General features: G+C 70.1%; 23 protein-coding genes. 12 read left to right on the top strand and 11 right to left on the bottom strand.

The features are described 5' to 3' along the window. Positions 1-40: 40 nt before the first annotated feature. Entirely contained in the window at positions 41-274 is a 234-nt protein-coding gene (locus tag OM076_RS35315) for a hypothetical protein (protein WP_270044876.1), read from the bottom strand. A gap of 100 nt (positions 275-374) precedes the next feature. Between OM076_RS35315 and OM076_RS35310 the strand changes: the two genes are divergently transcribed. The 5 genes from OM076_RS35310 to OM076_RS35290 all read left to right on the top strand — a co-directional run bounded on the left by OM076_RS35310 (position 375) and on the right by OM076_RS35290 (position 5,211). After that, positions 375-779, top strand: a complete 405-nt coding sequence (locus OM076_RS35310) for a cytochrome c maturation protein CcmE domain-containing protein (RefSeq protein ID WP_270044875.1) — start codon at positions 375-377, stop codon at positions 777-779. Between the two features lies 1 nt (position 780). Continuing rightward, a complete protein-coding gene (locus OM076_RS35305; protein WP_270044874.1) occupies positions 781-2,979 on the top strand; it encodes a heme lyase CcmF/NrfE family subunit in 2,199 nt (732 codons plus the stop codon). 3 nt (positions 2,980-2,982) lie between these two features. Next, positions 2,983-3,270, top strand: a complete 288-nt coding sequence (locus tag OM076_RS35300; RefSeq protein ID WP_270044873.1) for a hypothetical protein — start codon at positions 2,983-2,985, stop codon at positions 3,268-3,270. An 82-nt stretch (positions 3,271-3,352) separates the two neighbouring features. Further along, positions 3,353-3,577, top strand: coding sequence for a preprotein translocase subunit SecG (secG, locus tag OM076_RS35295; RefSeq protein ID WP_270044872.1), 225 nt, complete (start codon positions 3,353-3,355; stop codon positions 3,575-3,577). A gap of 107 nt (positions 3,578-3,684) precedes the next feature. Then, positions 3,685-5,211 (top strand): sensor domain-containing protein, encoded by a 1,527-nt coding sequence (locus OM076_RS35290; protein WP_270044871.1) that lies wholly within the window; start codon positions 3,685-3,687, stop codon positions 5,209-5,211. Between the two features lie 306 nt (positions 5,212-5,517). Here OM076_RS35290 and OM076_RS35285 read toward each other — a convergent pair whose 3' ends face one another. Further along, entirely contained in the window at positions 5,518-5,733 is a 216-nt protein-coding gene (locus OM076_RS35285; protein WP_270044870.1) for a hypothetical protein, read from the bottom strand. Between the two features lie 62 nt (positions 5,734-5,795). Here OM076_RS35285 and OM076_RS35280 point away from each other — a divergent pair, with 62 nt between their 5' ends. Continuing rightward, the gene (locus OM076_RS35280; RefSeq protein ID WP_270044869.1) at positions 5,796-6,590 is read left to right on the top strand and encodes an SDR family NAD(P)-dependent oxidoreductase; all 795 of its coding nucleotides are present in this window, start codon (positions 5,796-5,798) and stop codon (positions 6,588-6,590) included. On the opposite strand, the gene OM076_RS35275 is transcribed toward OM076_RS35280, so the two are convergent. Genes OM076_RS35275 through hppD form a run of 4 tightly spaced genes read right to left on the bottom strand, consistent with a single transcriptional unit; the run spans position 6,585 to position 10,761 of the window. Further along, positions 6,585-7,547, bottom strand: a complete 963-nt coding sequence (locus tag OM076_RS35275; RefSeq protein ID WP_270044868.1) for a dehydroquinate synthase/iron-containing alcohol dehydrogenase family protein — start codon at positions 7,545-7,547, stop codon at positions 6,585-6,587. The genes OM076_RS35280 and OM076_RS35275 overlap by 6 nt on opposite strands. Then, on the bottom strand, positions 7,540-8,724 hold the full coding sequence (locus tag OM076_RS35270) for a homogentisate 1,2-dioxygenase (RefSeq protein ID WP_270044867.1): 1,185 nt from the start codon (positions 8,722-8,724) through the stop codon (positions 7,540-7,542). The genes OM076_RS35275 and OM076_RS35270 overlap by 8 nt, the downstream gene beginning before the upstream one ends. After that, positions 8,724-9,626, bottom strand: a complete 903-nt coding sequence (locus OM076_RS35265; RefSeq protein ID WP_270044866.1) for a serpin family protein — start codon at positions 9,624-9,626, stop codon at positions 8,724-8,726. Before OM076_RS35265 ends, OM076_RS35270 begins: the two co-directional genes overlap by 1 nt. 7 nt (positions 9,627-9,633) lie before the next feature. Next, entirely contained in the window at positions 9,634-10,761 is a 1,128-nt protein-coding gene (gene hppD, locus OM076_RS35260; protein WP_372518118.1) for a 4-hydroxyphenylpyruvate dioxygenase, read from the bottom strand. Positions 10,762-10,827: 66 nt separating this feature from the next. Between hppD and OM076_RS35255 the strand changes: the two genes are divergently transcribed. After that, the gene (locus tag OM076_RS35255) at positions 10,828-11,268 is read left to right on the top strand and encodes an Lrp/AsnC family transcriptional regulator (RefSeq protein WP_270044864.1); all 441 of its coding nucleotides are present in this window, start codon (positions 10,828-10,830) and stop codon (positions 11,266-11,268) included. Between the two features lie 72 nt (positions 11,269-11,340). After that, the gene (locus OM076_RS35250; protein ID WP_270044863.1) at positions 11,341-12,285 is read left to right on the top strand and encodes an acyl-CoA desaturase; all 945 of its coding nucleotides are present in this window, start codon (positions 11,341-11,343) and stop codon (positions 12,283-12,285) included. Here the strand turns inward: OM076_RS35250 and OM076_RS35245 are convergent. The 3 genes from OM076_RS35245 to OM076_RS35235 all read right to left on the bottom strand — a co-directional run bounded on the left by OM076_RS35245 (position 12,282) and on the right by OM076_RS35235 (position 14,542). Continuing rightward, a complete protein-coding gene (locus tag OM076_RS35245) occupies positions 12,282-13,124 on the bottom strand; it encodes an LLM class flavin-dependent oxidoreductase (protein ID WP_270044862.1) in 843 nt (280 codons plus the stop codon). The genes OM076_RS35250 and OM076_RS35245 overlap by 4 nt on opposite strands. Positions 13,125-13,349: 225 nt before the next feature. Then, positions 13,350-14,285 carry an EamA family transporter gene (locus OM076_RS35240; RefSeq protein WP_270044861.1) on the bottom strand — a complete coding sequence of 312 codons (936 nt, stop codon included), beginning with the start codon at positions 14,283-14,285 and terminating at the stop codon, positions 13,350-13,352. Continuing rightward, a complete protein-coding gene (locus OM076_RS35235) occupies positions 14,282-14,542 on the bottom strand; it encodes a hypothetical protein (RefSeq protein WP_270044860.1) in 261 nt (86 codons plus the stop codon). Before OM076_RS35235 ends, OM076_RS35240 begins: the two co-directional genes overlap by 4 nt. Positions 14,543-14,647: 105 nt before the next feature. Between OM076_RS35235 and OM076_RS35230 the strand changes: the two genes are divergently transcribed. The 3 genes from OM076_RS35230 to OM076_RS35220 all read left to right on the top strand — a co-directional run bounded on the left by OM076_RS35230 (position 14,648) and on the right by OM076_RS35220 (position 18,623). Beyond that, positions 14,648-15,577, top strand: coding sequence for a LysR family transcriptional regulator (locus OM076_RS35230; protein WP_270044859.1), 930 nt, complete (start codon positions 14,648-14,650; stop codon positions 15,575-15,577). A 94-nt stretch (positions 15,578-15,671) separates the two neighbouring features. Further along, positions 15,672-17,903: a M64 family metallopeptidase gene (locus OM076_RS35225; protein WP_270044858.1), complete on the top strand. Its 2,232-nt coding sequence runs from the start codon at positions 15,672-15,674 to the stop codon at positions 17,901-17,903. 3 nt (positions 17,904-17,906) lie between these two features. Then, complete coding sequence (locus OM076_RS35220) at positions 17,907-18,623, top strand: hypothetical protein (RefSeq protein ID WP_270044857.1); 717 nt, start codon at positions 17,907-17,909, stop codon at positions 18,621-18,623. On the opposite strand, the gene OM076_RS35215 is transcribed toward OM076_RS35220, so the two are convergent. Both OM076_RS35215 and OM076_RS46495 read right to left on the bottom strand, forming a co-directional pair. Then, positions 18,614-19,252 (bottom strand): response regulator, encoded by a 639-nt coding sequence (locus OM076_RS35215; RefSeq protein ID WP_270044856.1) that lies wholly within the window; start codon positions 19,250-19,252, stop codon positions 18,614-18,616. The two genes, OM076_RS35220 and OM076_RS35215, sit on opposite strands and share 10 nt — an antisense overlap. Continuing rightward, positions 19,249-20,376: a sensor histidine kinase gene (locus tag OM076_RS46495; protein WP_270044855.1), complete on the bottom strand. Its 1,128-nt coding sequence runs from the start codon at positions 20,374-20,376 to the stop codon at positions 19,249-19,251. The genes OM076_RS35215 and OM076_RS46495 overlap by 4 nt, the downstream gene beginning before the upstream one ends. A gap of 133 nt (positions 20,377-20,509) precedes the next feature. Between OM076_RS46495 and OM076_RS35205 the strand changes: the two genes are divergently transcribed. Continuing rightward, on the top strand, positions 20,510-21,424 hold the full coding sequence (locus tag OM076_RS35205) for an ABC transporter ATP-binding protein (protein WP_270044854.1): 915 nt from the start codon (positions 20,510-20,512) through the stop codon (positions 21,422-21,424). Positions 21,425-21,454 lie beyond the last annotated feature (30 nt).

The following is a 21,454-nucleotide window of genomic DNA, read 5'->3' as shown; positions in this document are numbered from 1 at the left end:
GCCGCGACATTCGCGGCGCGCGCCTAAAGGTCCTGCGCGCCTACCAGGCCTGGTCGGTGCCGCAATGCGGGCAACCGACGGAGGTCGTGACGGCCGCCGTGAAGACGTAACCGCACCCGCAGGAGTACAGAGCGGAGTCCTGGCTGACGTTCGCGCGCTGGTTGCGCTCGCGGGAAGCGGGAGCGGCGGCGTGCCGTGCTCCTCGGGTGAGGATCGACGCGCGGCGGGTGCTGTTGCGGCGGCGCGGAAGAGTCAGTGGGCGAGCTAAATGCATTGTCTCACCCTCTTTAACGACCGATTCGCCGGAAGGTTTCAGATGGGGATGTTGAGATTCGTTAGCGCGGTTCTCAGACTCGTCGCGGCATAATCCCCGTGTGGACCCGTCCCGCAAGCGCACGATCCGCTTCGTTGTGGCCCTCAGCGCCGCCGTCCTGCTGGCCGGCGCGCTCGCCTACACGAGCTTCTCCGCCTCCACGGAGGCCCGCCAGCCGTCCGAGCTGGTGAAGGCCACGCCCACGCCGGGCAAGAAGTACCAGCTGGTGGGGAAGGTCGTCGCCGGCTACAAGCAGCAGGGCGACGTCACGTACTTCAACGTCCGCGACCGCAACGGCAAGGCGTCGGTGCCGGTCACGTACAAGGGCTCGCTGCCGGATCCGTTCCGCGCGGACCGGGAGATCGTGGTCGACGTGGTCCGCAAGGGCAACGTCTACGAGGGGCAGACCGGCTCGCTGGTGACCAAGTGCCCGTCGAAGTTCACGGCCGACACGACCAAGACCTGACGTGCTGATCGCGGGCCAAGCCTGCCTGATCGTCGCGTTCGCCGCCTCGCTGTACGGCGTGGCGGCGTCGCTGTACGGCGGGCACACCCACAAGCGTGAGTGGGTGGCGTCCGGGCGCCGCGCGATGTACGCGATGGCGGGAGCGACCGCGGTCGCCTTCCTGACGCTCGAGCTCGCGTTCGTCAACTCGGACTTCGATTTCGCCACCGTCGCCTCGCACTCCTCGACGACGACGCCGCTCTTCTACCGGCTGACGGCGATGTGGTCCTCACAGGAGGGCTCGCTGCTGCTGTGGCTGTTCCTGCTGGGCATGTGGTCGAGCCTGATCCTGTTCCTGACGCGCTACAAGCTGCGCGTCCTGGCGCCCTACGCGCAGGCCGTCCTGCTCGGCTTCGGCGCGTTCTTCAGCTCGCTGCTGGTCTTCGCCGAGTCGCCGTTCATCAAGTCGCCGATGCCGGTCGCCGAGGGCGCGGGCCTGAACCCGCTGCTGCGCGACCCGGGGATGATGATCCACCCGCCGATGCTCTACTCGGGCTACACGCTGTTCGCGGTCCCGTTCGCGTTCGCGGTGGCGGCACTGGTGACGCGGCGCCTGGACGCCGAGTGGATCCGATCGACGCGGCCCTTCACGCTGGCGGCGTGGTGCGCGCTGGGCTTCGGGATCGTGCTCGGCGCCCGCTGGTCCTACCACGAGCTGGACTGGGGCGGCTACTGGATGTGGGACCCGGTCGAGAACGCCTCGCTGATGCCGTGGCTGACCGCGACCGCCTTCCTGCACTCGGTGATGATCCAGGAGCGCCGCGGGATGCTGCGGATCTGGAACGTGTCGCTGGTGCTCGCGACCGGTGTCCTGGCGATCCTCGGCACGTTCCTGGTGCGCAGCGGCGTGCTGAACTCGATCCACGCGTTCGGCGCGTCCACGCTGGGCGTGCCGTTCCTGGTCCTGATCGGGGTGATGATCGCGGGGTCGATCGCGCTCGTGGCCACCCGCGCGGAGTCGCTGCGGTCCGAGCACCGGCTGGACTCGCTGCTCTCGCGCGAAGCGATCTTCCTGCTCAACAACCTGTTGCTGGTCGCGATGTGCTTCGTGATCTTCTGGGGCACCTTCTTCCCGCTGATCGCCGAGGCGGTGACGGGGACCCAGCGCAACATCGGGCCGCCCGTCTACGAGCAGTTCATCGTGCCGCTGGCGCTGCTGCTGGTGCTGGCGACCGGGATCGGGCCGGTGATCGCGTGGCGGCGCGCGACGGGCTCGAACCTGCGCCGCAACCTGAGCAAGCCCGCGGTGGCAGGGCTCGTCGTGCTGGCGCTGCTGATCGGGCTCGGGCAGACCCGCTCGTGGACGGCGCTCTTGATGTTCTCGCTGGCGGCGTTCGTCGTCGCCGGGATCGTGCAGGAGCTCTGGCGCGGCGTGCGCGCCCGCCGCGCGACGTCTCGGGAGCCGGTCCCGCTCGCGTTCTTCTCCCTGGTGCGGCGCAACCGCCGGCGCTACGGCGGCTACTGCGTGCACTTCGGGATCATCACGCTGTTCGTCGGCGTCGCCGCGTCCTCGAGCTTCAAGAACGTCCAGGACGTCGCGCTCAACCCGGGGCAGTCCAAGCAGATGGGCGACTACACGATCAAGTACGTCAAGCCGATCGCCGAGCTGCACGCGGCCTCCAACGGCCGGCTCGAGCGGATCTCGTTCGGCGCCCAGCTCGCGGTGAGCAAGAACGGCGGCCCGCCCACGCCCTTGCGCACGTCCAAGGACTACTTCCCGTCCCAGGACTCGACGCTCGGCCCGGTCTCGCGCTTCTTCGACGGCGAGACCACGACCGAGGTCGGGCTGGACGCCAGCCTGCACAACGACGTCTGGGCCGCCATCGCGCCGGACATCGTGAAGATCCAGCCGCGGATCGCCGAGGGCGACAAGCTCTTCGACAAGGCCGCGGACGATCTGACCCCGCAGCAGTCGAGCGAGTTCCTCGCCCTGGCACTGAAGGGGCTGGCGTCGCGCTACGCGCAGGACCCGCCGGCGGCCCGGTTCCGGTTCGAGGTCAACCCGATGGTGTCGTGGATCTGGATCGGCGGCCTGATCGTCCTGCTCGGCGGCTTCATCGCGGGCTGGCCGACGAAGCGCGGCATGACGCGCAACCTCAGCGCCCGCTACGCCGCCCGCGTCGGGACCGAAGTACGCGAACCCGACCGCGTCCCGGCGTAGGCCATGGAGTTCGCCCTCATCCTGCTCGTCGTCGCGGGCGCGGTCCTGCTCGTCACCGGGCCGCTGCGGGAAAGCGCGCGTGCCGCCGATGAGAACCTCGAGGCCGAGCTGGCCGAGCTCGAGGCCGCCAAGGAGGCCAAGTACCGCGAGATCCGCGACGCCGACCTCGACCACCGGACCGGCAAGCTCTCCGACGGCGACTGGAGATCTCTTGACCGCACCCTGCGCGCGGAGGCCGTTGAGATTCTCAAACGGCTGGATGGTGTTTACGAGCGCGCCGAGGCCTTGTAACGGCGAGAGCCTGGCCCCCTGGGCCATGCTCTCAGCGAAGCGAGCCCGCAAGGCGAGCTTCGCCGCTATCCTAGTCCGCCGCATGATCCACACCATTCTCAGCGTCATTCAGGTGCCGATTGCGGTCGGCGTGATCTTCCTGGTGCTCCTGCACTCCGGTAAGGACGCGGGCATGTCGGGCGCGTTCGGCGTCGGTGTGGCCGGCGGTTCGGCGGGCGGATCGCTGATGGAGCGCAACCTGGACCGCTGGACGATCGTGTTCTCGATTCTCTTCGCGGTCAACACGATCGCGATCCTGAAGACCTAGGCGATCCTCGCGAGCGGCTTCGCCGCTGCTTCGGTCGCTTAAAGCATCGCTTCGCGGATGCTTTTGGGGCGCTAGCCGTACCGGTTTGCGGCGCGCCGCGCGGTAGCTTGCGCGGCATCCTCGGCGCGGCGACCGCGAGCCCTCCCGCCTTCCGCGCCTTCATCGCATGGGCGACGGATGGATCCTCCTGGCGCCGGATCCTCTATCTGGTCCTCGCGCTTCCGCTGAGCACGTTCTACTCGGCGGTGATCTTCTCCGGCCTGTCGGTCGGCCTGGGCATCGCGATCCTCACGCTCGGGCTGCCGCTCGTGCTGATGATGGGCTTCTGGCGCTGGATGGCGCGCTTCGAGCGGTGGCTGTGCGGGCACCTGCTTGGGGTTCCGCTGCCGTCGCCCTACCGGGTCCTCAACGAGCGCGGCTGGTTCGCGCGGCTGCTGGCGCGGACGGCGGACGTCGCGACCTGGAAGGACCTCGCGTACCTGACCGCGCACTTCCCGCTGGCGATCGCGGACCTGATCGCGGTCCTCGTGCTGCTCGTGCCGCCGTTCGCGTTGATCCTGGCGCCGTTCACCGGCGAGGTGCAGAACTTCGCGGTCGCCTTGGCGCTGCTGCCCGCGGGGCTCGTGCTGCTGCCGATCTCGGTGCGGGCGCTGAGCGCGTTCGCCGGCATCCATGCGGTGGTCGCCCGCGCGCTGTTGACCACGAGCCGCGAGGTCGAGCTGAACGCGCGCGTGGTCGACCTGCGTACGTCGCAGGCGCGGATCATCGCCGCCGCTGACGCCGAACGCCGCCGCCTCGAGCGCGACCTGCACGACGGGGCGCAGCAGCGGCTCGTGGTCGTGGCCTTGAACCTGCGGGTCGCGCAGGAGCGGCTGCGCCGGGGGGAGGACGCTCTGGAGCTCGTCTCGCAGGCGGGTGACGAGGCGCAGCACGCGATCGGCGAGCTGCGCGACCTCGCGCGCGGCATCCATCCCGCGGTGCTCACCGAGCGCGGCCTCGGGCCGGCGCTGCGTGACGTCGCGGGTCGCTGCCCGCTGCCCGTGAGCGTGCTCGACGGCTTGGAGGAGCGGTTCCCGCCCACGGTCGAGGCGACCGCGTACTTCGTCGTCTCCGAGGCTTTGACCAACGTGGCGAAGTACGCGGACGCGCGGTCGGCGACGGTGTCCGTGGCGCTCGACGACGACCGGCTGGTGATCGAGATCGTCGATGACGGCCGTGGCGGCGCCGACCCGGAGAGCGGGAGCGGCCTGCGTGGGCTGGCGGACCGGATCGCCGCGCTGGACGGGACGCTCGACGTCTTCAGCCCGGTCGGTCACGGGACGCGGGTGCGTGCCGAGCTGGCCGTGGCCGAGCGCCGTGAGGAGGAGCGCGGCGTCGTGCTCGACGAGCGCGCCGCGGCGATCCTGCGGCTGCGCCGGCGGCGCGGGCTCGTCACCCACGCCGCCGTCTTCGGCGTCTTCCAGATCGCGATGATCGCGATCTGGGCGCTGACCGGCATGGGCGACTTCTGGCCGGGCTGGACGATCCTGCTGTGGGGCGTGGTGCTCGCGCTGCACGCGTCGCTGGCGATCCTGCGCCAGCCGATCACCGACTCCGCGGTCTTCCGCGCTACAGCACGACCACCTGGTGGCTGAGCGCGTCGTCGGCGACGAGGCGCAGGACCGCGTCGGCGACGACGCAGTTCATCCGCACCCCGGGCGAGCGAGGGCCAGCGCGCATTTCCCGGAGCCGAGGGGAGGTCAAGCTCGACCTCACCCTGCGCGCGCCGATGCTCGCGCTCGAGCGCGGCGCGGCGAAAACCGGCCCCGGCCGACGGGAGCGTGGAGTTGCCCGAGTAGAGCTCGAGAAACTCGACGCTCGCGGCCCGCGATCAGGCGCGGACCGTCGGCGGCGCCGGTGACGAGAGCGGTGCGGCCGGCGATGTCCATCGCCTCTTTAGGCTAGGGCTGCTCGAGCGACTGCTCGAGCGCTTCGGCTGTGCGCGCGATCTGGCGCGCGAAGTGCTGCTGGTGCTCGATGCTGAGCTGCTCGTCCGCAGCGAGCGCCGAGGCGAGCGTGCGGATCAGCCAGAGTGGTGTGCGCAGCGGCTCGTCAACCTGGCTAACCGGCGGCCATGACCAAGAGCGCGCGTCCTGCTCCCCGAGAACGTGCGACATGTTGCCCCGGGTCATCGACCGGATGAGCGAGAACTAAACCGGCAAATACAGAAAGTGGTGCGATGCGAATCGACCTGTCCGGAAAGCGCGCGTTCGTGAGCGGTTCGACCCAGGGGATCGGGCGCGCGATCGCGGCGCGATTGGCCGCGTGCGGCGCGGCGACGACGATCAACGGGCGCGATTCGGCTCGGGTCGACGCGGTGCTCGCGGAGCTGCGGGCATCGCAACCGGACGCGCACTTTGAGGGCGTCGCGGCGGACGTGGCGACCGCCGAGGGCGCGGACGCGGTGTTCTCGGCCTTGCCCGAGGTCGACGTGCTCGTCAACAACCTCGGGATCTTCGGTGCGGTGCCGCTGCTGGAGGTCGACGACGCGTTGTGGCAGCGCTACTGGGACGTCAACGTCATGTCGGCGATCCGCCTCACCCGTGGGTACATCGCGGGGATGCGGGACCGTGGGTGGGGGCGCGTGCAGTTCATGGCCTCCGACTCCGCGGTCGTGATCCCGGAGGAGATGGTCCACTACGGCGTGACCAAGACCGCGCTCTTGGGGGTGTCGCGCGGGTTCGCGAAGGTCGTCGCGGGGTCGGGCGTGACGGTCAACGCCGTGATCGCCGGGCCGACCCACACCGAGGGCGTCGAGTCCTTCGTGCGGGAGCTGGTGGGCGACGAGCTGCCCTGGGAGGAGGCGGCGGTCGCGTTCGTCAAGGAGTACCGGCCGACGTCGCTGATCCAGCGCCTGATCGAGCCGGTCGAGATCGCGAACCTCTGCGCCTACCTGGCCTCGGACCTCGCGTCGGCGACGACGGGCGGGGCGATGCGGGTCGACGGCGGCTTCGTGGACAACATCGTCCTATAGCGCGGCCTCGTAGATCGCGAGGATCTCGTCGCGACCGGCGGCGGGCGGCGTGTTCGCGAGCTGCGGCCGCGCGGCGGCCGCGTCCGCGCAGGCGGGAAGAACGGCGGCGTCGACGCCGATCGCTTCGAGGCTCACCGCGCCGGCGACGACCTGGAGGCGCCGCGCGAGCCCAGCCACATCCCCGAACGCCGCGATCTCGTCGGGCTTGCGGCGGGCGAGCGCGGCGATCGTGTGCGGCAGCACGGCGGCGTTGGCGGCGCCGTGGCCCGCTCCCGCGACCCGGACGAGGGTCTGGGCGAGCACGTGGTGCAGGCCGAGGCCGGTCGAGTCGATCACGTAGCCGGCGAGCAGGGCGCCGAGGGCGAGCGTCTCGCGGTCCGGCTCGTCCGGCGCCCAGCCCGCGGCGAGCAGGCGCGCCGCCTCATGGGCGGCGAGCGTCGCGACCGGGTTCGCCTTCACGGTGCACGGTCCCTCGACGGCGTGGCCGAGCGCGTTGAGCGAGCTCGCCGCGAGCTCGGGGAGCGGCTGCGAGGCGGCGAGCGCGGGATCGAAGACCACAACCGCGGGCCGCACCCGCGGCGTCGCCTCATCGACGCCCACCGCGTGGCGGTGCCCGGAGGTCATCTCGGCGCCCGACAACGTGGTCGGCACGGCCATCGCGCGCACCTTGGACGCGGCGGCGAGCGCCTTCGCCACGTCGACCACACGCCCGCCTCCCAGCGCGACGATCCGCTCGCCGGTCACCACGCCCAGCAAAGCGCCCGCGAGTTCGTGGACCTGCCCCGCGCCCACGTCGTGCACCGCTCCCGCCGCCGCGACGATCCACGGCGCGGCGGCCGCCGCGCGGGGCGTCGTCAGGAGCGTGTAGCCCGGGCCTCCCAGCCGCGAGACGGCGTCGGCGGCCGGGCCGAAGTGGATCGTCCGTTCGCCGTCGACCCAGACGAACGGGTCAGGCACGCACAGGGTCCTCGTACCACGAGTACGCGTAGCTCGGGTCGTCCAGGTCGCGCGAGAGCGTCGTCAGCTTCAGCGGGCGGAACGTGTCGCACATCACGGCGAGCTCGTCCGTGCGCGTCATCCCGAGCGTCTTCTCGACCGTGCCGGGCTGCGGGCCGTGCGGCAACCCGCTCGGGTGCAGCGTGAACGAGCCGATCTCGACGCCCTTGCGAGCGGCGTAGTCGCCCTCGACGTAGTACATGACCTCTTCGCTCTGCACGTTGGAGTGGTGGTAGGGCAGCACCACCGCCTGTGGGTCCCAGTCGAGCATCCGCGGGCAGAACGAGCAGATCACGAAGTTCGGGCCCTGGAAGGTCTGGTGGGCGGGCGGCGGCTGGTGCAGGCGGCCGGCCTTGGGCTCGAAGTCGGCGATGTTGAACGTGTACGGGTAGACGTAGCCGTCCCAGCCGACGACGTCCAGCGGGTTGTAGTCCACGACGTAGTCCTGGTAGCCGCCGCGCACGCGGACCTTCACGACGTGCTCGCCGCGGTCGCGGTGGGTCAGCAGTTCCGCCGGCGGGTGGAAGTCACGCTGGGAGAACGGGGCGTGCTCGAGCAGTTGGCCGTACCGGTTGCGGTAGCGGTTGGGCGTCTCGATCTCGCCCGGCGTGTAGAAGGTCAGCCAGCGCTGGGGCTCGTCGAAGCGGAAGCGGTAGGTCGTGCCGCGCGGGATGACGATGTAGTCGTGCTTGCGGTACTCGAGCGTGCCGAACACGGTTTCGACGGCGCCGGAGCCTTCGTGGACGAAGATGACCTCGTCGCCCTCGCCGTCGCGGTAGAAGTAGTCCGCCTCGCGCTCGGGAACGCACATCCCGATCTCGACGTCGTGGTTGTACTGCAGGACGCGCCGTCCGAGGACGCTGTCCCCGGAAGGCTCCAGCCCGCGGGTGTGGGTGAGGCGGTGGACGTGGGTGTCCGGCACCCACTCCTCGAGCTCGATCTTCGTGAAGTCGCCCACGTCCTTGACCCGGCAGGGCGAGAACAGGTGGTAGAGGATCGACTCGTTGCCGGAGAAGCCCTCGAAGCCCATCACCTCTTCGACCAGCAGGGGAGCGTTCCCGTTCTCCGCGGACGCATCGGGATCGCGGTATTGGACGTGGCGCTTGGCCGGGATGCGGCCCAGGCTGTGGTAGCGCATCAGTCGCTCCTCTCGATGGGATGAAGCACGCGGCCCACGAACAGCAGTGTGCCGGTCGGCGCGTGCTCGACGGCCCAGGTGAAGGGCCGGTCGAAGATCAGATGGAAGGGGTTCATCGGCGCGGACACCGCGCGCGCCATGACGACGGTCGTAGCCGCGGCGTGCGTACCCGCCTCGTCGACGTCGACGCGCGCACGCTGCAGGATGCGGCTGAGCGCCTTGACGCCCGGGCCGATCACGAGGTCCTCGAGGTCGTAGCCGAGCTCGAACGCCGGCCCGAGCCCGAGGGCGGTGAGCGGGCTCGCGAGGTCGAGCGAGCTGAGCGTCGTGAAGCGCGGCAGCTCGACGACGCCGTGTCCGCGCTCCCACTCGACCGCCCGCCATTCGCCGAGCATCGCGACGAAGCGCAGGTCGCCGGTCGTATAGGGCAGCCGGATCGCGCCGTCGCCGTGCTCGAAGGAGCCGGAGACCGACATCATCGCCACCTCGCCCGCGCCCTCGAACGGCGCCGGGCGGGTGTGCTCGAACGGCGCGGCCCACTTCGCGTCGAGGTACTCGGCGTCGGTCACGGCGAGGATCTCGTCCTCGCTGACGTGCTCGAGGATCCGCGGGATCATGCCGTGCGTCTTCTCGTTCGACCACGCATTGATGCGCGCGACGTCGAGCGGGCCGGTGTCCAGCGTGAGCTTGGGACCCGCCGAATAGCTCTTGCCGAGCCAGGCGGCCTGCGCGGAGAGGATCCCGTCGACGACCGGCGGCGCGTCCCCGAGCACGCTGTCGAGCGCCTTGCGGGTCGCGCCGCTCGCCCCGCGCCGGATCACGTCCAGAGCCCGCGCAAGCCCATAGGGCGACAAGGCAACGTCGCCCTCCAAGCGCTCCAACAGCGCGAGCCCGAGTTCCATACCTGCCCTACAGGTTGCCGCGAAGCGCCTGCTCGCGCTCGATGGCCTCGAACAGCGCCTTGAAGTTGCCGTCGCCGAAGCCGCGCGCGCCGTGGCGCTCGATCACCTCGAGGAACACCGTCGGGCGGTCGCCGATCGGCTTGGTGAAGATCTGGAGCAGGTAGCCCTCGTCGTCGCGGTCGACCAGGATGCCGAGGCGCTTGAGGTCCTCGAAGTCCTCGGCGATCTCGCCCACGCGGTCCGGCGCGTCGTCGTAGTAGGTCTCGGGCGTGTTGAGGAACTCGATGCCGCGCGACTTGAGCTCCTCCACGCACTTGACGATGTCGCGCGTCGCGACCGCGATGTGCTGCGCGCCCGCGCCGCCGTAGTACTCGAGGTACTCGTCGATCTGGGACTTGCGCTTGCCCTCGGCCGGCTCGTTGAGCGGGAACTTCACGCGGCCGTTGCCGTTGGTGACGACCTTCGACATCAGCGCGGAGTACTCGGTCGAGATGTCGTCGTCGGAGAAGTGCAGCATCTCCCGCATGCCGAAGACGTCCTCGTAGTACTTGACCCACTCGTCCATGTGGCCGAGCTCGACGTTGCCGACGATGTGGTCGATCGCGAGCAGGCCGGAGCTGCCGCCGTCGATGTCGCGCGGGGCGTAGGACGGCAGGAAGGCGCCCTTGTATCCGCTGCGGTCGATGAACGTGTGCAGCGTGTCGCCGTAGGTCCTGATGCTGGCCAGGCGCACGGTGCCGTCGTCGTCGGTGAGGTCGTGCGGCTCGGTGACGCCGGTCGCGCCGCGCTCGGTGGCCTCGCGGTAGGCGTGGTCGACGTCCGGGACGCCGAGCGCGATCACCTTCACGCCGTCGCCGTGCTGGGCGACGTGGGCGCCGATCTCGTGGCCGGGGGTGAGCGCGCCGGTCAGCACGATGCGGATGCGGCCCTGCTCGAGGACGTGGGAGGCGCGGTCGCGCACGCCGGTCTCCAGGCCGGCGTAGGCGACTTCCTTGAAGCCAAGCGCGCGGACCCAGTAAGAAGCGGCCTGCAGCGCGTTGCCGACATAAAACTCGACGTGGTCGATGCCGTGGAGCGGCATGAAGTCATCGGTCTTGGACGGTGCGACGATCGGCTGCGTGCTCATGCACTTCATGATCCGCCGATCCTGCGCACCGGACAATGCCGATCCGTTGCGCCTACGTGGGATCATGCCCACCATATGGACGACATTGACCGGCAGATCGTTGCGCTGCTCCGGCAAGACGCGCGGCGCTCCTTTCAGAGCATCGGATTGCGCGTCTCGCTCTCCGCTCCGGCGGTCAAGCGGCGCGTGGACCGGCTCGAGGCCGACGGCGTGATCCGCGGCTACACCGCCCGAGTGGACCCCGGCCGCTTCGGCTGGACCACCCACGCGCTGGTCGCCTTGTACTGCGAGGGGCGGATGGCGGCGAGCGAGGTCCGCGACGCCGTGGAGCGCCACCCGGAGGTCGAAGCCGCCTACACGGTCGCGGGCGAGGCGAGCGCCGTCGTGCACGTGCGCGCACGGGACACCGCTCACCTCGAGGAGACGCTCGAGCGCATCCGCGATAACGCCGGTGTGACAAGAACCCAGACGCAGATCGTCCTCTCCACGCTGTTTGAGCGTCCTTTTGAGGAATAGCTACAAATATGAGGGCTAGATCGTTGGTCAGGCCTTAAGAAGGAGACTCGCCTTGTGGGTAGGCTGCAAGCCATGACGCCTCTCGAGCGCCGTGTGAACATGGCCGCAGTCTTCCTGCCCTTCGCCGTCACCCTTGCCGCGATCCCGATCTTCTGGGGGAGCTGGCTCGGCTGGTCCGATGTCGTCGTGTTCCTCTTCATGTATCTGGTCAGTGGCCTTGGCGTGACCGTCGGCTTCCATCGGATGCTGACCCACCGTGCCTTCCAGACCCATAAAGCCACGCGCTACCTCTTCGCGTACATGGGAATGCTGTCCGTGCAGGGCCCGGTCATCGACTGGGTCGCCGACCACCGCAAGCACCACGCCCACACCGACACCGAGGGCGATCCGCACTCGCCGCACGTGGGCGAGGACGGCGGCGCCATGGGCACCCTGAAGGGCCTCTGGCACGCGCACACCGCATGGCTGTGGCGCACCCACGGCCAGGCCCGCGCGCACAAGTACGCCAAGGACCTCGTCGAGGACCGCGGCATGCGCGTCCTCAATCGCAAGTTCCCGCTCATCGTCGGCGCCTCGCTGGCCATCCCCGCCGTCCTCGGCGGCCTGCTCACCATGAGCTGGCACGGCGCACTCACCGGCCTGATCTGGGGTGGCTTCGTGCGCATCTTCCTCCAGCACCACGTGACGTGGTCCGTGAACTCGGTCTGCCACTTCTTCGGTAAGCGCCGCTTCGAGGTCGACGATCACTCGACCAACGTCTTCTGGCTGGCCATCCCGTCCTTCGGTGAGAGCTGGCACCACAACCACCACGCCTTCCCGCGCTCCGCCGCGCACGGCCTCAAGTGGTACGAGATCGACCCGTCGCAGATGGTGATCGGCGCGATGAAGCGCGTCGGCCTGGCCTGGGACGTCGTCACGATCACGCCCGAGCGCCAGGCGCAGAAGCTGGTCGGCGCCAAGAAGGCGGCGCCGGCTGCGAAGCCCGAAGAAGAGAAGGTCGCCGAGCCCGTCGCCTAATCGGCGGCCGGCAGCACCTCGCCGAGCGTTCGGATCGAGCGCTCGGTGATCGGGCTGGCGACGACGATGACCTCGTCGGCGCCGGCCTCGCCCAGCTCCTTGATGTGCTCGGCGAAACGCGACTGTTCGACGGCGTCCATCCCCTCCGGGCGCCGCTCCACGCGCTCTCCGTCGAGTTGCACGAGCATGCACGCGCTACGCGAGACCGTCTCCGGGATGCCGATCTCGGCGATCAGTTTCGCCAGCCCTTCGGGCGTGTTGTGGTAGTCGTCCCACCAGGTGTTCCACGCCTGGACGTGCGGCAGCGTGAAGCCGAGCGTGCGGCGGCCGTTTGAGCCGATCATGATCGGCGTCCGGCGTGCGGGCTTCGGCAGCAGGACGACGTCGTCGGCGCGGTGGTAGGTGCCGTCGAGCGTCACCCGCTCGCCCCGCAGGAGCCCGCTGATGATCGCGAACGCCTCCTCGAACCGCGACACCCGCTTGTCGTACGGGATGCCGAAGGCGTCGAACTCCCGCCGGTTCCACCCGGACCCCAGCCCGAGCACGAACCGCCCGCCGCTGATCTCGTCGATCGTCGACGCCATCTTGGCCAGCACCGCCGGCGGGTGGAACCCGGCACACGCCACGAGCGGCCCCAGCCGCACCGCGCTCGTCGCCGCGGCCAGCGCGCTCAGCGACGTCCACGACTCCCACGGCGCGCGCTCCGGCCCGTCATAGAGCAGGTGGTCGCCGAGCCACAGCGACTCGAACCCGACCTCCTCGGCAGCCTTGGCCATCGCGAGGTATTCGGGCCAGCGCACCTCGCGCTCGACCTCGGGAAGCTGAATTCCGATCTTCATAAGCGGCGCAAAAGATAAAGGGACAGTCCCTTTAGGTTCGGCGGGACGGGCCGATGAACTGGTAATGACGCCTCCGCCGACGCCTCCCGCGCCGCCCGTGATTCCTGGCGGGCGCCGCATCAACGAACAGACCTGGGGCCACCGCTACTGGGACGGGACCGTCCGCAGCGTCCAGGGAACGAGCATCGCTCCTCCGCCGCGGCCGCAGATAAAGGGACAGTCCCTTTAGGTTGCTTTAGGTTTCGCTTCCGAGCGGATCACGAGGGCGACGGAGCCCACGATGATCAGCGCGCCGATGATGGTGGTCGCCGAGACGCCCTCGTCGAGGAAGAGCCAGCCGAGGGCGATGGCCACGACCGGGTTCACGTAGGCGTAGGTGGAGACCTTCGAGATCGGGGCGTTCTGGAGCAGCCAGGCGTAGCTCGTGAAGGCGAGCAGCGAGCCGAAGGTGATCAGGTACAAAAGGCCGAAGATCGAGCGGCCGGAGAAGGCGGCGAAGTGGACGTCGCCGACCTCGCCGCCGATCAGGCCGCAGGCGAACACGGCCATGCCGCCCAGCAGGGACTGCCAGGCGGTGGAGACCAGCGGGTCGCGGGGGAGCGAGATGCGGGGCGAGGCGAAGGAGCCGATCGCCCACATCAGGGCCGCGCCGACGCACGCCAGCAGGCCGATGATCGTCGCGTCGCCGGACGGGTGCAGCAGCAGGACGAGCCCGCCGAAGCCGACGAGCACCGCGCCGATCGAGCGCCAGGAGATCCGCTCGCCCGACACGCGGCGCAGCAGGATCACCCACAACGGGATCGAGGCCACCAGGAGGGCGGCCAGTCCGGAGGGAACCGTCTTTTCAGCGACCGAGATGACCGCGTTGGCGCCAGGCAGCATCAGCCCGACGAAGCCGGCGGACAGCAGTTCGGCGCGGGTCGGGCGCCAGACCGAGGCCCCGCGGCGCCACGCGAGGATCGGCAGCAGGATCAATCCCACCGCGATGAAGCGCGTACCCGCGCCCAAGAGCGGCGGGATCGTCTCCACCATCAGGGCGATCGCGAGGTACGTCGAGCCCCAGACGATGTAGACGATCCACAGCGCGGTCCAGATCTTCCAAGGGGGTGCGGCCTCCGCCCGCCCGGGGAGGGCGCGGGCGGAGGCCTCCAATGCCGTCACGAGTTCCGAAGCCCCCGGGCGCGATAGGCCAGCAGGTCGACGACGTCCGCGGTACGGCGGAACGGGTCGGCGACTCGCGCCCCCGTGTCGACAGACAGAGCCGCCACCACCTCATCGCCGGTTTCGGCGACGAGCAGCTCACCGGCAGGGACAGGCCGGGAGTCGAGCTCGGCGAGGCGTCGCAGGGCGGGTCCGTCGGAGCCACGCGCGGCTCGGATCACGACGGTTGGAGCGAGATGGGCGAGAGCGGCGGACATGGTGTTCTCCTAACGGGGTTGAGCTGCAGAACGTGAGATGAATGCTGAAGATTCCCGGCCATCAGTTCAAATGACCTTTCGCTGTGCGTGGTATAAGAGGATCTGATGCTTGACGTCCGCCGCATGCGAGTACTCAGAGAGGTCGCCGTCCGCGGGTCCTTCAGTGCCGCGGCGGAGGCGCTCTCCTTCACCCAGAGCGCCATCTCCCAGCAGATCGCCGCGCTCGAGCGCGAGGCGGGCTGCTCGCTGGTCCAGCGCAACGCCCGCGGGATCCGCCTCACCGAGGCCGGCGAGGCGCTCGTCCGCCACGCCGACGCCGTCCTGGCGCGCCTGTCTGAGGCTGAAGCTGAGCTTGAGGCCATCGCCGGTCTAAGAGGTGGAAGATTGCGGCTGGCCGCCTTCGAGTCCGCCGCCGCGACCCTGATGCCGCTGGCGATCGCCGCCTTCCGCGCCGAGCACCCCGGTGTCGAGCTCTCGCTGATCATGTCCGAGCCGGAGGACTCAGCGCCGCTGCTCAAGAGCGGCGAGATCGACCTCGCGCTCGGGTTCGATTCCCGGATCCGCGGCGAGGTCGACGGCATCGCTCGCCAGCACCTGATCTCTGACCCGCTGCTGATCACCATGCCCACCGACCACCCGCTCGCGCACAAGCGCAACCTGCGCCTCGCCGACCTCGCGGACGACCCGTGGATCGCCGGCACCACCGACTGCGAGTGCAACCGGCTGATCAACCGCGCGTGCGCGGTCGCCGGCTTCGAGCCCCGGATCGCCTTCCAGACCGACGACTACACCGCGATGCAGGGCTTCGTCGCGGCGGGTGTCGGCGTGTCGCTGATCGCCGAACTCGGCCTCACGAGCATCCGCGACGACATCGTCGTCCGCTCGCTGGGCCGTGAGACCCCGGTGAGGGAGGTCTACGCAGCGACCGCGCTCGACGCCCACCGGACCCCCGCCACGCAGGCGATGCTCGAGATCCTCAACGGCGTCGCGTCGCGCTACGAGACCCGCCGTCCGCAGCTGCAGTTGGTCGGCTAGCTTCAGACACCTGCACGGAGACCGGACGTTCGCGGCCGGTTAATTTTCCGCCCTCAGTGTGTTCCAGAGGGGGGTTTGAATGAGGGTTGCCAGGATGGCGTTGCTCGCCGTCGCGTCAGCGATCGCGGTCGCCGCGCCCGCACAGGCGCAGACGATTCCAGCGACCGGCGTAGGAAGCGCCACGGTGGTGCCGCTCCAGGTCACGGGTCCCGCGGCCAACCGGTTCAACCTCGTGATCGCCGGCGACGGCTACACCGAGGCCGAGCAGGACAAGTTCATGGCGCAGGTGGACAAGCACCTGAACGTGATGTGGAGCATCGAGCCGTACAAGAGCTACCGCAACTACATCAACGTCTACGCGATCAAGATCATCTCCGGCGAGTCGGGGATCAGCTGTGATTCGAGCCTGACGTCGCCGCGCCGGACCACGCCGCTGAGCATGGCCTTCTGGGGCGGCTGCAGCGCGTCGAGCGTCCAGCGCCTCGTGACCGTCAACAACTCCGCCCTCTCGCGTTACACGGCGCTCGCCCCGGGCGTGTCCCAGCGGCTGGCGATCGGCAACTCCAACACCTACGGCGGCGCGGGCGGCGCGAACGCCACCGCGACCGGCGGCAACTCGATGTCGGCGCTGATCAGCCCGCACGAGATCGGCCACTCGCTCGGCGGTCTGCAGGACGAGTACGACTACTACACGCGCGGCGTGCTCGGCGGGTGCTACACCGGCGGCGAGCCCAGCTCGATCCACCACACGCTGCTGACGATCGACCAGATGCTCGCCCAGCAGAAGAAGTGGTGGCGCTGGATCGGCGAGCCGAGCGAGGCCGGCGGCCTGATCGGTCGCTACGAGGGCGGCATGTACTTCGACAAGTGCGTCTGGCGCCCGAGCCAGCACTCGATCATGAAGACGCTCGGCTACTACTACGACCAGGTCAGCCGCGAGGTCATGACGCGCCAGATCTCCTCGCGCGTGAAGCTCGTCGACGCCTCCACGCCCACGACGGGGCAGGTCGGCAACACGGACACGCTGTGGCTGGACACGCAGCACCCGGTCGACCACCAGCTCAACGTCACCTGGTCGCTCGATGGCACGGTCATCCCCAACAGCGCCAATCTGCGCAACCTCAAGCTCGGGACGCTGGCGCTGACGCCCGGCGCGACCCACACGGTCACGGCCAAGGTGAGCGACCCGACGACGTTCGTCCGCGACCCCACGATCCAGAACGGCACCGCGCTGACGCAGACGCTGACCTGGACGGTCAAGGACGCCGCCAACACGCCGGGCGCGGCCGAGCCGGCCACGATCGTCGGCGGCACGCAGAACGAGCGCGCCGTCGGCCGCAACGACGTCGTCTACGCCGCCACCAACCACCCGGCCGACGGCAGCGTCGCGACGGTCACCTGGAAGCTCGACGGCGCCGCGGTGCCGAGCACCGGCGACAGCCGCTTCATCAACCTCGCGCCGCTGAACCTCACCGGCACGCACACGCTGACGGCGACGACGGGCGACAGCACCCGCACCTGGATCGTCGACGCCACCGACGCCGAGACCAGCTACACGACCTCGACGCCGACGGCGACCGTCTCGCCCGCCGGCGCCGCGATGCCCGAGTACATCTTCGAGGGCCCGTTCTCCCTGAAGCTCACCGCCACCGACGACAAGCCGGGGTACGTCGTGCCCGAGTTCCGCGTCGACGGCGACGGCTGGCAGAACTTCTACGGCTGGCCGACCGACGCCAACGCGCCGTTCCAATTCTCCAGCACCGGCACCGACATCGACGCACTCAACTACGGCAAGCTCGCCTACGGGCACCACGTGATCGAGTACCGGGCGATCGACGCCTCCGGCAACATCGCGACGGCGAAGAAGTTCGCGCTCACCTACCTGGACCCGGAGAAGAGCGAGGTCTCCCAGGTCGCCGGCACCGTGCCCGCCACGCTCTCGCTGTCGCTCGGCGCCACCCCGCCGACGTTCGGCGCGTTCACGCCGGGCCTGGCGAAGGACTACACGGCGAGCATGTCCGCCGATGTCATCACCTCGGCCGGCGACGCCGCGCTGAGCGTGGCCGACCCGAGCACGCAGAGCCCGGGCAAGCTGGTCAACGGCACGTTCTCGCTGCCGGCGCCGCTACTGATCAACGCGTCCTCGCCGAGCGGCACCGGCGGCGCGCTGGGCACGATCCCGTCGACGCTGCTGACCTACGGCGGCCCGGTCTCCCACGACCCGGTCACCGTGAACTACAAGCAGACGATCGGCGCGAACGACGCGCTGCGCACGGGCGCCTACTCCAAGACGCTCACGTTCACGCTCTCGACCACCACGCCGTAACGGTTGGACCCTGCCGAACAGCTCGGGCTTGACGGCGCCGTCCTCCTCCGCGACTTCGCGGGGGAGGACGACGACCTCACGCGGCTGTTCGGCAAGGAAGTGCAGGAGGTCTCGGGTCCGGTCGACTTCGTGGCGGGAAGCCACGCGTGGCCGGACTCGGAGCGCTACGCGAGCGACCCGAGCCAGATCGCCGCGTTCTACGAGCGCGGGCAGGTGCTCTCGTGGTCGCTGGCGCCCGGCGACGTCGCGGTGTCACACGGCAACACGATCCGGCTGAACCCGCACAACCGCGTGACGCTGCGGCCGGAGCTGGGCGGGCGGCCGCTGTGGGTGGCGCGCGCCGCGCCGTTCGCCCTCTGCGCCTACCAGCGCAACCTGTTCGAGCTCTCCGGCTTCGTGCTGCTGCGCTCGTTCATCGAACCCGGCGGGGACGTGCGCGACGCGGTCGAGCGGGTGTTCGGCCAGCCGGTCGCCGAGGTGGGCCCGCCCGTGGACTACGTGTCGCGCAGCTTCGAATGGGTCGACGTGTGGCGCAACTTCGCGGACATCGGCGAGCTCCACGAGACGATGCAGATCATCTCGTGGGACCTGCAGCCCGGCGACGTCGCGGTCTCCCACGGCCACGCGCTCCGTCTCAAGCACCGCCCACATTGGGCCGCCTACGACGACGATGAGCGGGCGGGCGGGGACCTCGACGGCCTCCACGTGGGCTACGTCTGAGCGATCCCGTTCGCGTAGGCGTAGACGACCGCCTGGGCGCGGTCGCGGGCGCCGATCTTGGCGAAGATGTGGTTGACGTGGCTCTTGACGGTCGCGGCTGAGACCACGAGCCGGTCGGCGATCTCGGTGTTGGTCAGGCCCGCGGCGATCAGCTGGAGAACCTCGACCTCGCGCGGGGTGAGGTCGTCCGGCGCGTCCGGGAGCCCCGGCTCGACCGGCGCACTGACGGCCGCCAGCACGTGATGCTGGATCGCGGGATCGAGCGCGGCCTCGCCGCGGGCGACGGCCTCGACCGCGGCGCGGATCTCGTCCGCTCCCGCGTCCTTGGTCAGGTAGCCGCGGGCGCCGGCGCGCAGCGCGCCGAGGACGCTCGCGTCGTCGGCGTAGGTGGTGAGCGCGATCGCGCTGGTGCCGCGGGCGGCGAGGCGGCGGATCGCCTCGATGCCGTCCATCCGGGGCATCCGCAGGTCCATCAGCACGACGTCGGGATTGTGCTCGGCGGCGAGCGCCAGCGCTTCCTCGCCGTCGGCGGCGGTGGCGACCAGCTCGATGCCCTCGAGCAGCCCGACGAGCATGCCGAGGCCTTCCCGCACCACGCGCTGGTCGTCGGCCAACAAGACGCGGATCACGAGGGCAGCCACAGCTCGACGCGGAAGCCGTCGTCCGTCGGGCCGGCGTTCAGCCGCCCGCCGAGCAGCTCCGCGCGCTCGCGCATGCCCGTCAGCCCGTAGCCACGGCCGCCGATGACCGGCGCGGCGGCGCCGTGGTCCTGCACGGTCAAAGTGGTGCCGTCCTCTTCGTAGTCCAGGCGCAGCTCGACGCGGTCGGACGCGCTGTGGCGGCGGACGTTGGTCAGCGCTTCCTGGGCGGTGCGGTAGAGCGCGAGGCGCGCTTCGGAGGACGCCTCGCGCGGGGTGCCGGTGACCGTGAGCTGCGCGCCCGGGAAGGTGCCGGCGAGGTCCTCGAGCGCGGGCAGGTCGTCACCGCGCAGGGCGGAGATCGCCTGGCGCGCCTCGGTCAGGCCGCTCACGGCGAGGTGGTGGGCGCGCTCGAGGCCTTCGATGACCTCGGGGTCGGCGCCCCGGTCGCGGGCGAGCAGACGTGAGCCTTCGAGCTGCAGCGCCAGGGCGGAGAGCGAGTGCGCCAGGACGTCGTGCAGCTCGCGCGCGACGCGGCCGCGTTCGGCCAGCGCCGCGGACTCCGCGTGCGCAGCGCGGGACTCGCGCAGCTCCTCCACCAATCCCTCCGAGCGCCGGGTGCGCTCGCCGAGCCGCCGGATCAGGCGCATCACGAGGAACCAGGGCAGGACCGAGAAGAGGGTGCCGACCACCACCGCGGGGTTCTCGTGCTCGAACAGCTGCACGAGCACGAGGCCGCCCACGGTGCCGCCGCAGACGATGATCGCGCCGTCGCGGCCGAGCCGGATGCCGCCGATCGCCACCACGAAGTACACGCCCGCGTAGCCCGCGCTGTCGGGCTGGACGGCGGCGCAGATGATCGAGCCGATGCCCACGAGCGAGAGGCCGATGAAGCGGGCGTACTCGAACTGCTCCTCACGCCGCGCGGCCATGAACAGCCCCGAGGCGAGACAGATGAACCCGGCGATCACGAGCAGCCCGTCGCCGTGCAGGCTCGGCTTGGGGTCGGTGAACAGGGTCGAGGACAGGACCGTCGCCATCGCGATCAGCCCGAGGACGCGCAGGGCGCGCGGTGGGCCTTCGTTCGAGGGCGGTGCGAGGTCCTTGAAGTTCACGATGCAAAAGGTAGATCGCGGGCGCCGAGCCTTCATGGGCGCCGGGGTGGAACCGTCTCCACCCACGGGTGGAGACGCAGGTTCGACCCGCGCGCCGATGACGGGGAGAGGCTCGATCCCGATGCTGTGGAGCATGACGATGGATTCACTCGACGCCGTTCGGATCCGCGGCCTCCGCAAGAGCTACGGGGAGCTCACCGCCCTCGACGGCGTGGACCTCACCGTCGGCCGTGGCGAGGTGCTCGCGCTCCTCGGTCCCAATGGCGCCGGCAAGACGACGATGGTCGAGATCCTCGAAGGCCACCGCAAGGCCGACTCCGGCCAGGTCTCCGTGCTCGGCTACGACCCCGGCAAGCGCGAGCGCGGCTTCCGCGAGCGCATCGGCATCGTGCTCCAGGAGGCGGGCCTGGACCCGACGATCAAGGTGCGCGAGGCGATCGAGCTCTACGGCGCCGCGTACCCGAATGCACGGCCCGCGCAGGAGCTGCTGGAGATCGTCGGGCTCGGCGATCGCGGCGAGTACCGCGCGGCCGACCTCTCCGGCGGTCAGCGCCGCCGCCTGGATCTCGCGCTCGGCCTCGTCGGCGACCCCGACCTGATCTTCCTCGACGAGCCGACGACGGGCTTCGATCCCGCCGCGCGCCGCCAGTCGTGGGAGACGATCGCGCAGCTGCGGACGCTCGGCAAGTCGGTCCTGCTCACCACGCACTACATGGAAGAGGCGCAGCGCCTCGCCGACCGCGTCGTGGTGCTCGCCAAGGGCCGGATCGTCGCCGAGGGCACGCCGGACGAGCTCGCCTCCAACGACGCGACCTCGATCGTCAGCTTCCGCGAGCCCGCCTACCACGAGACGCTCCCGCTGCCGGACTGCGCGAGCGTCGAGCGGGGCATCGTCACCTTCCGCACCGCCACGCCCACCCGCGACCTGGCGCCGCTGTTGGAATGGGCCGCCGGCCGTGGCATGGAGCTGGAGCACCTGTCCGTCACGCGTCCCACCCTCGAGGACGTCTATCTCGATCTCACCGCAACCGAAGAGGTGGCCGCATGAGGACCCTGGCAACCCGCAGACGAGCGTCCA

This window comes from Solirubrobacter ginsenosidimutans (assembly GCF_027587205.1).
Note: the sequence above shows the minus strand (reverse complement) of the source record. Positions and strands in the feature narration are given on the sequence as shown.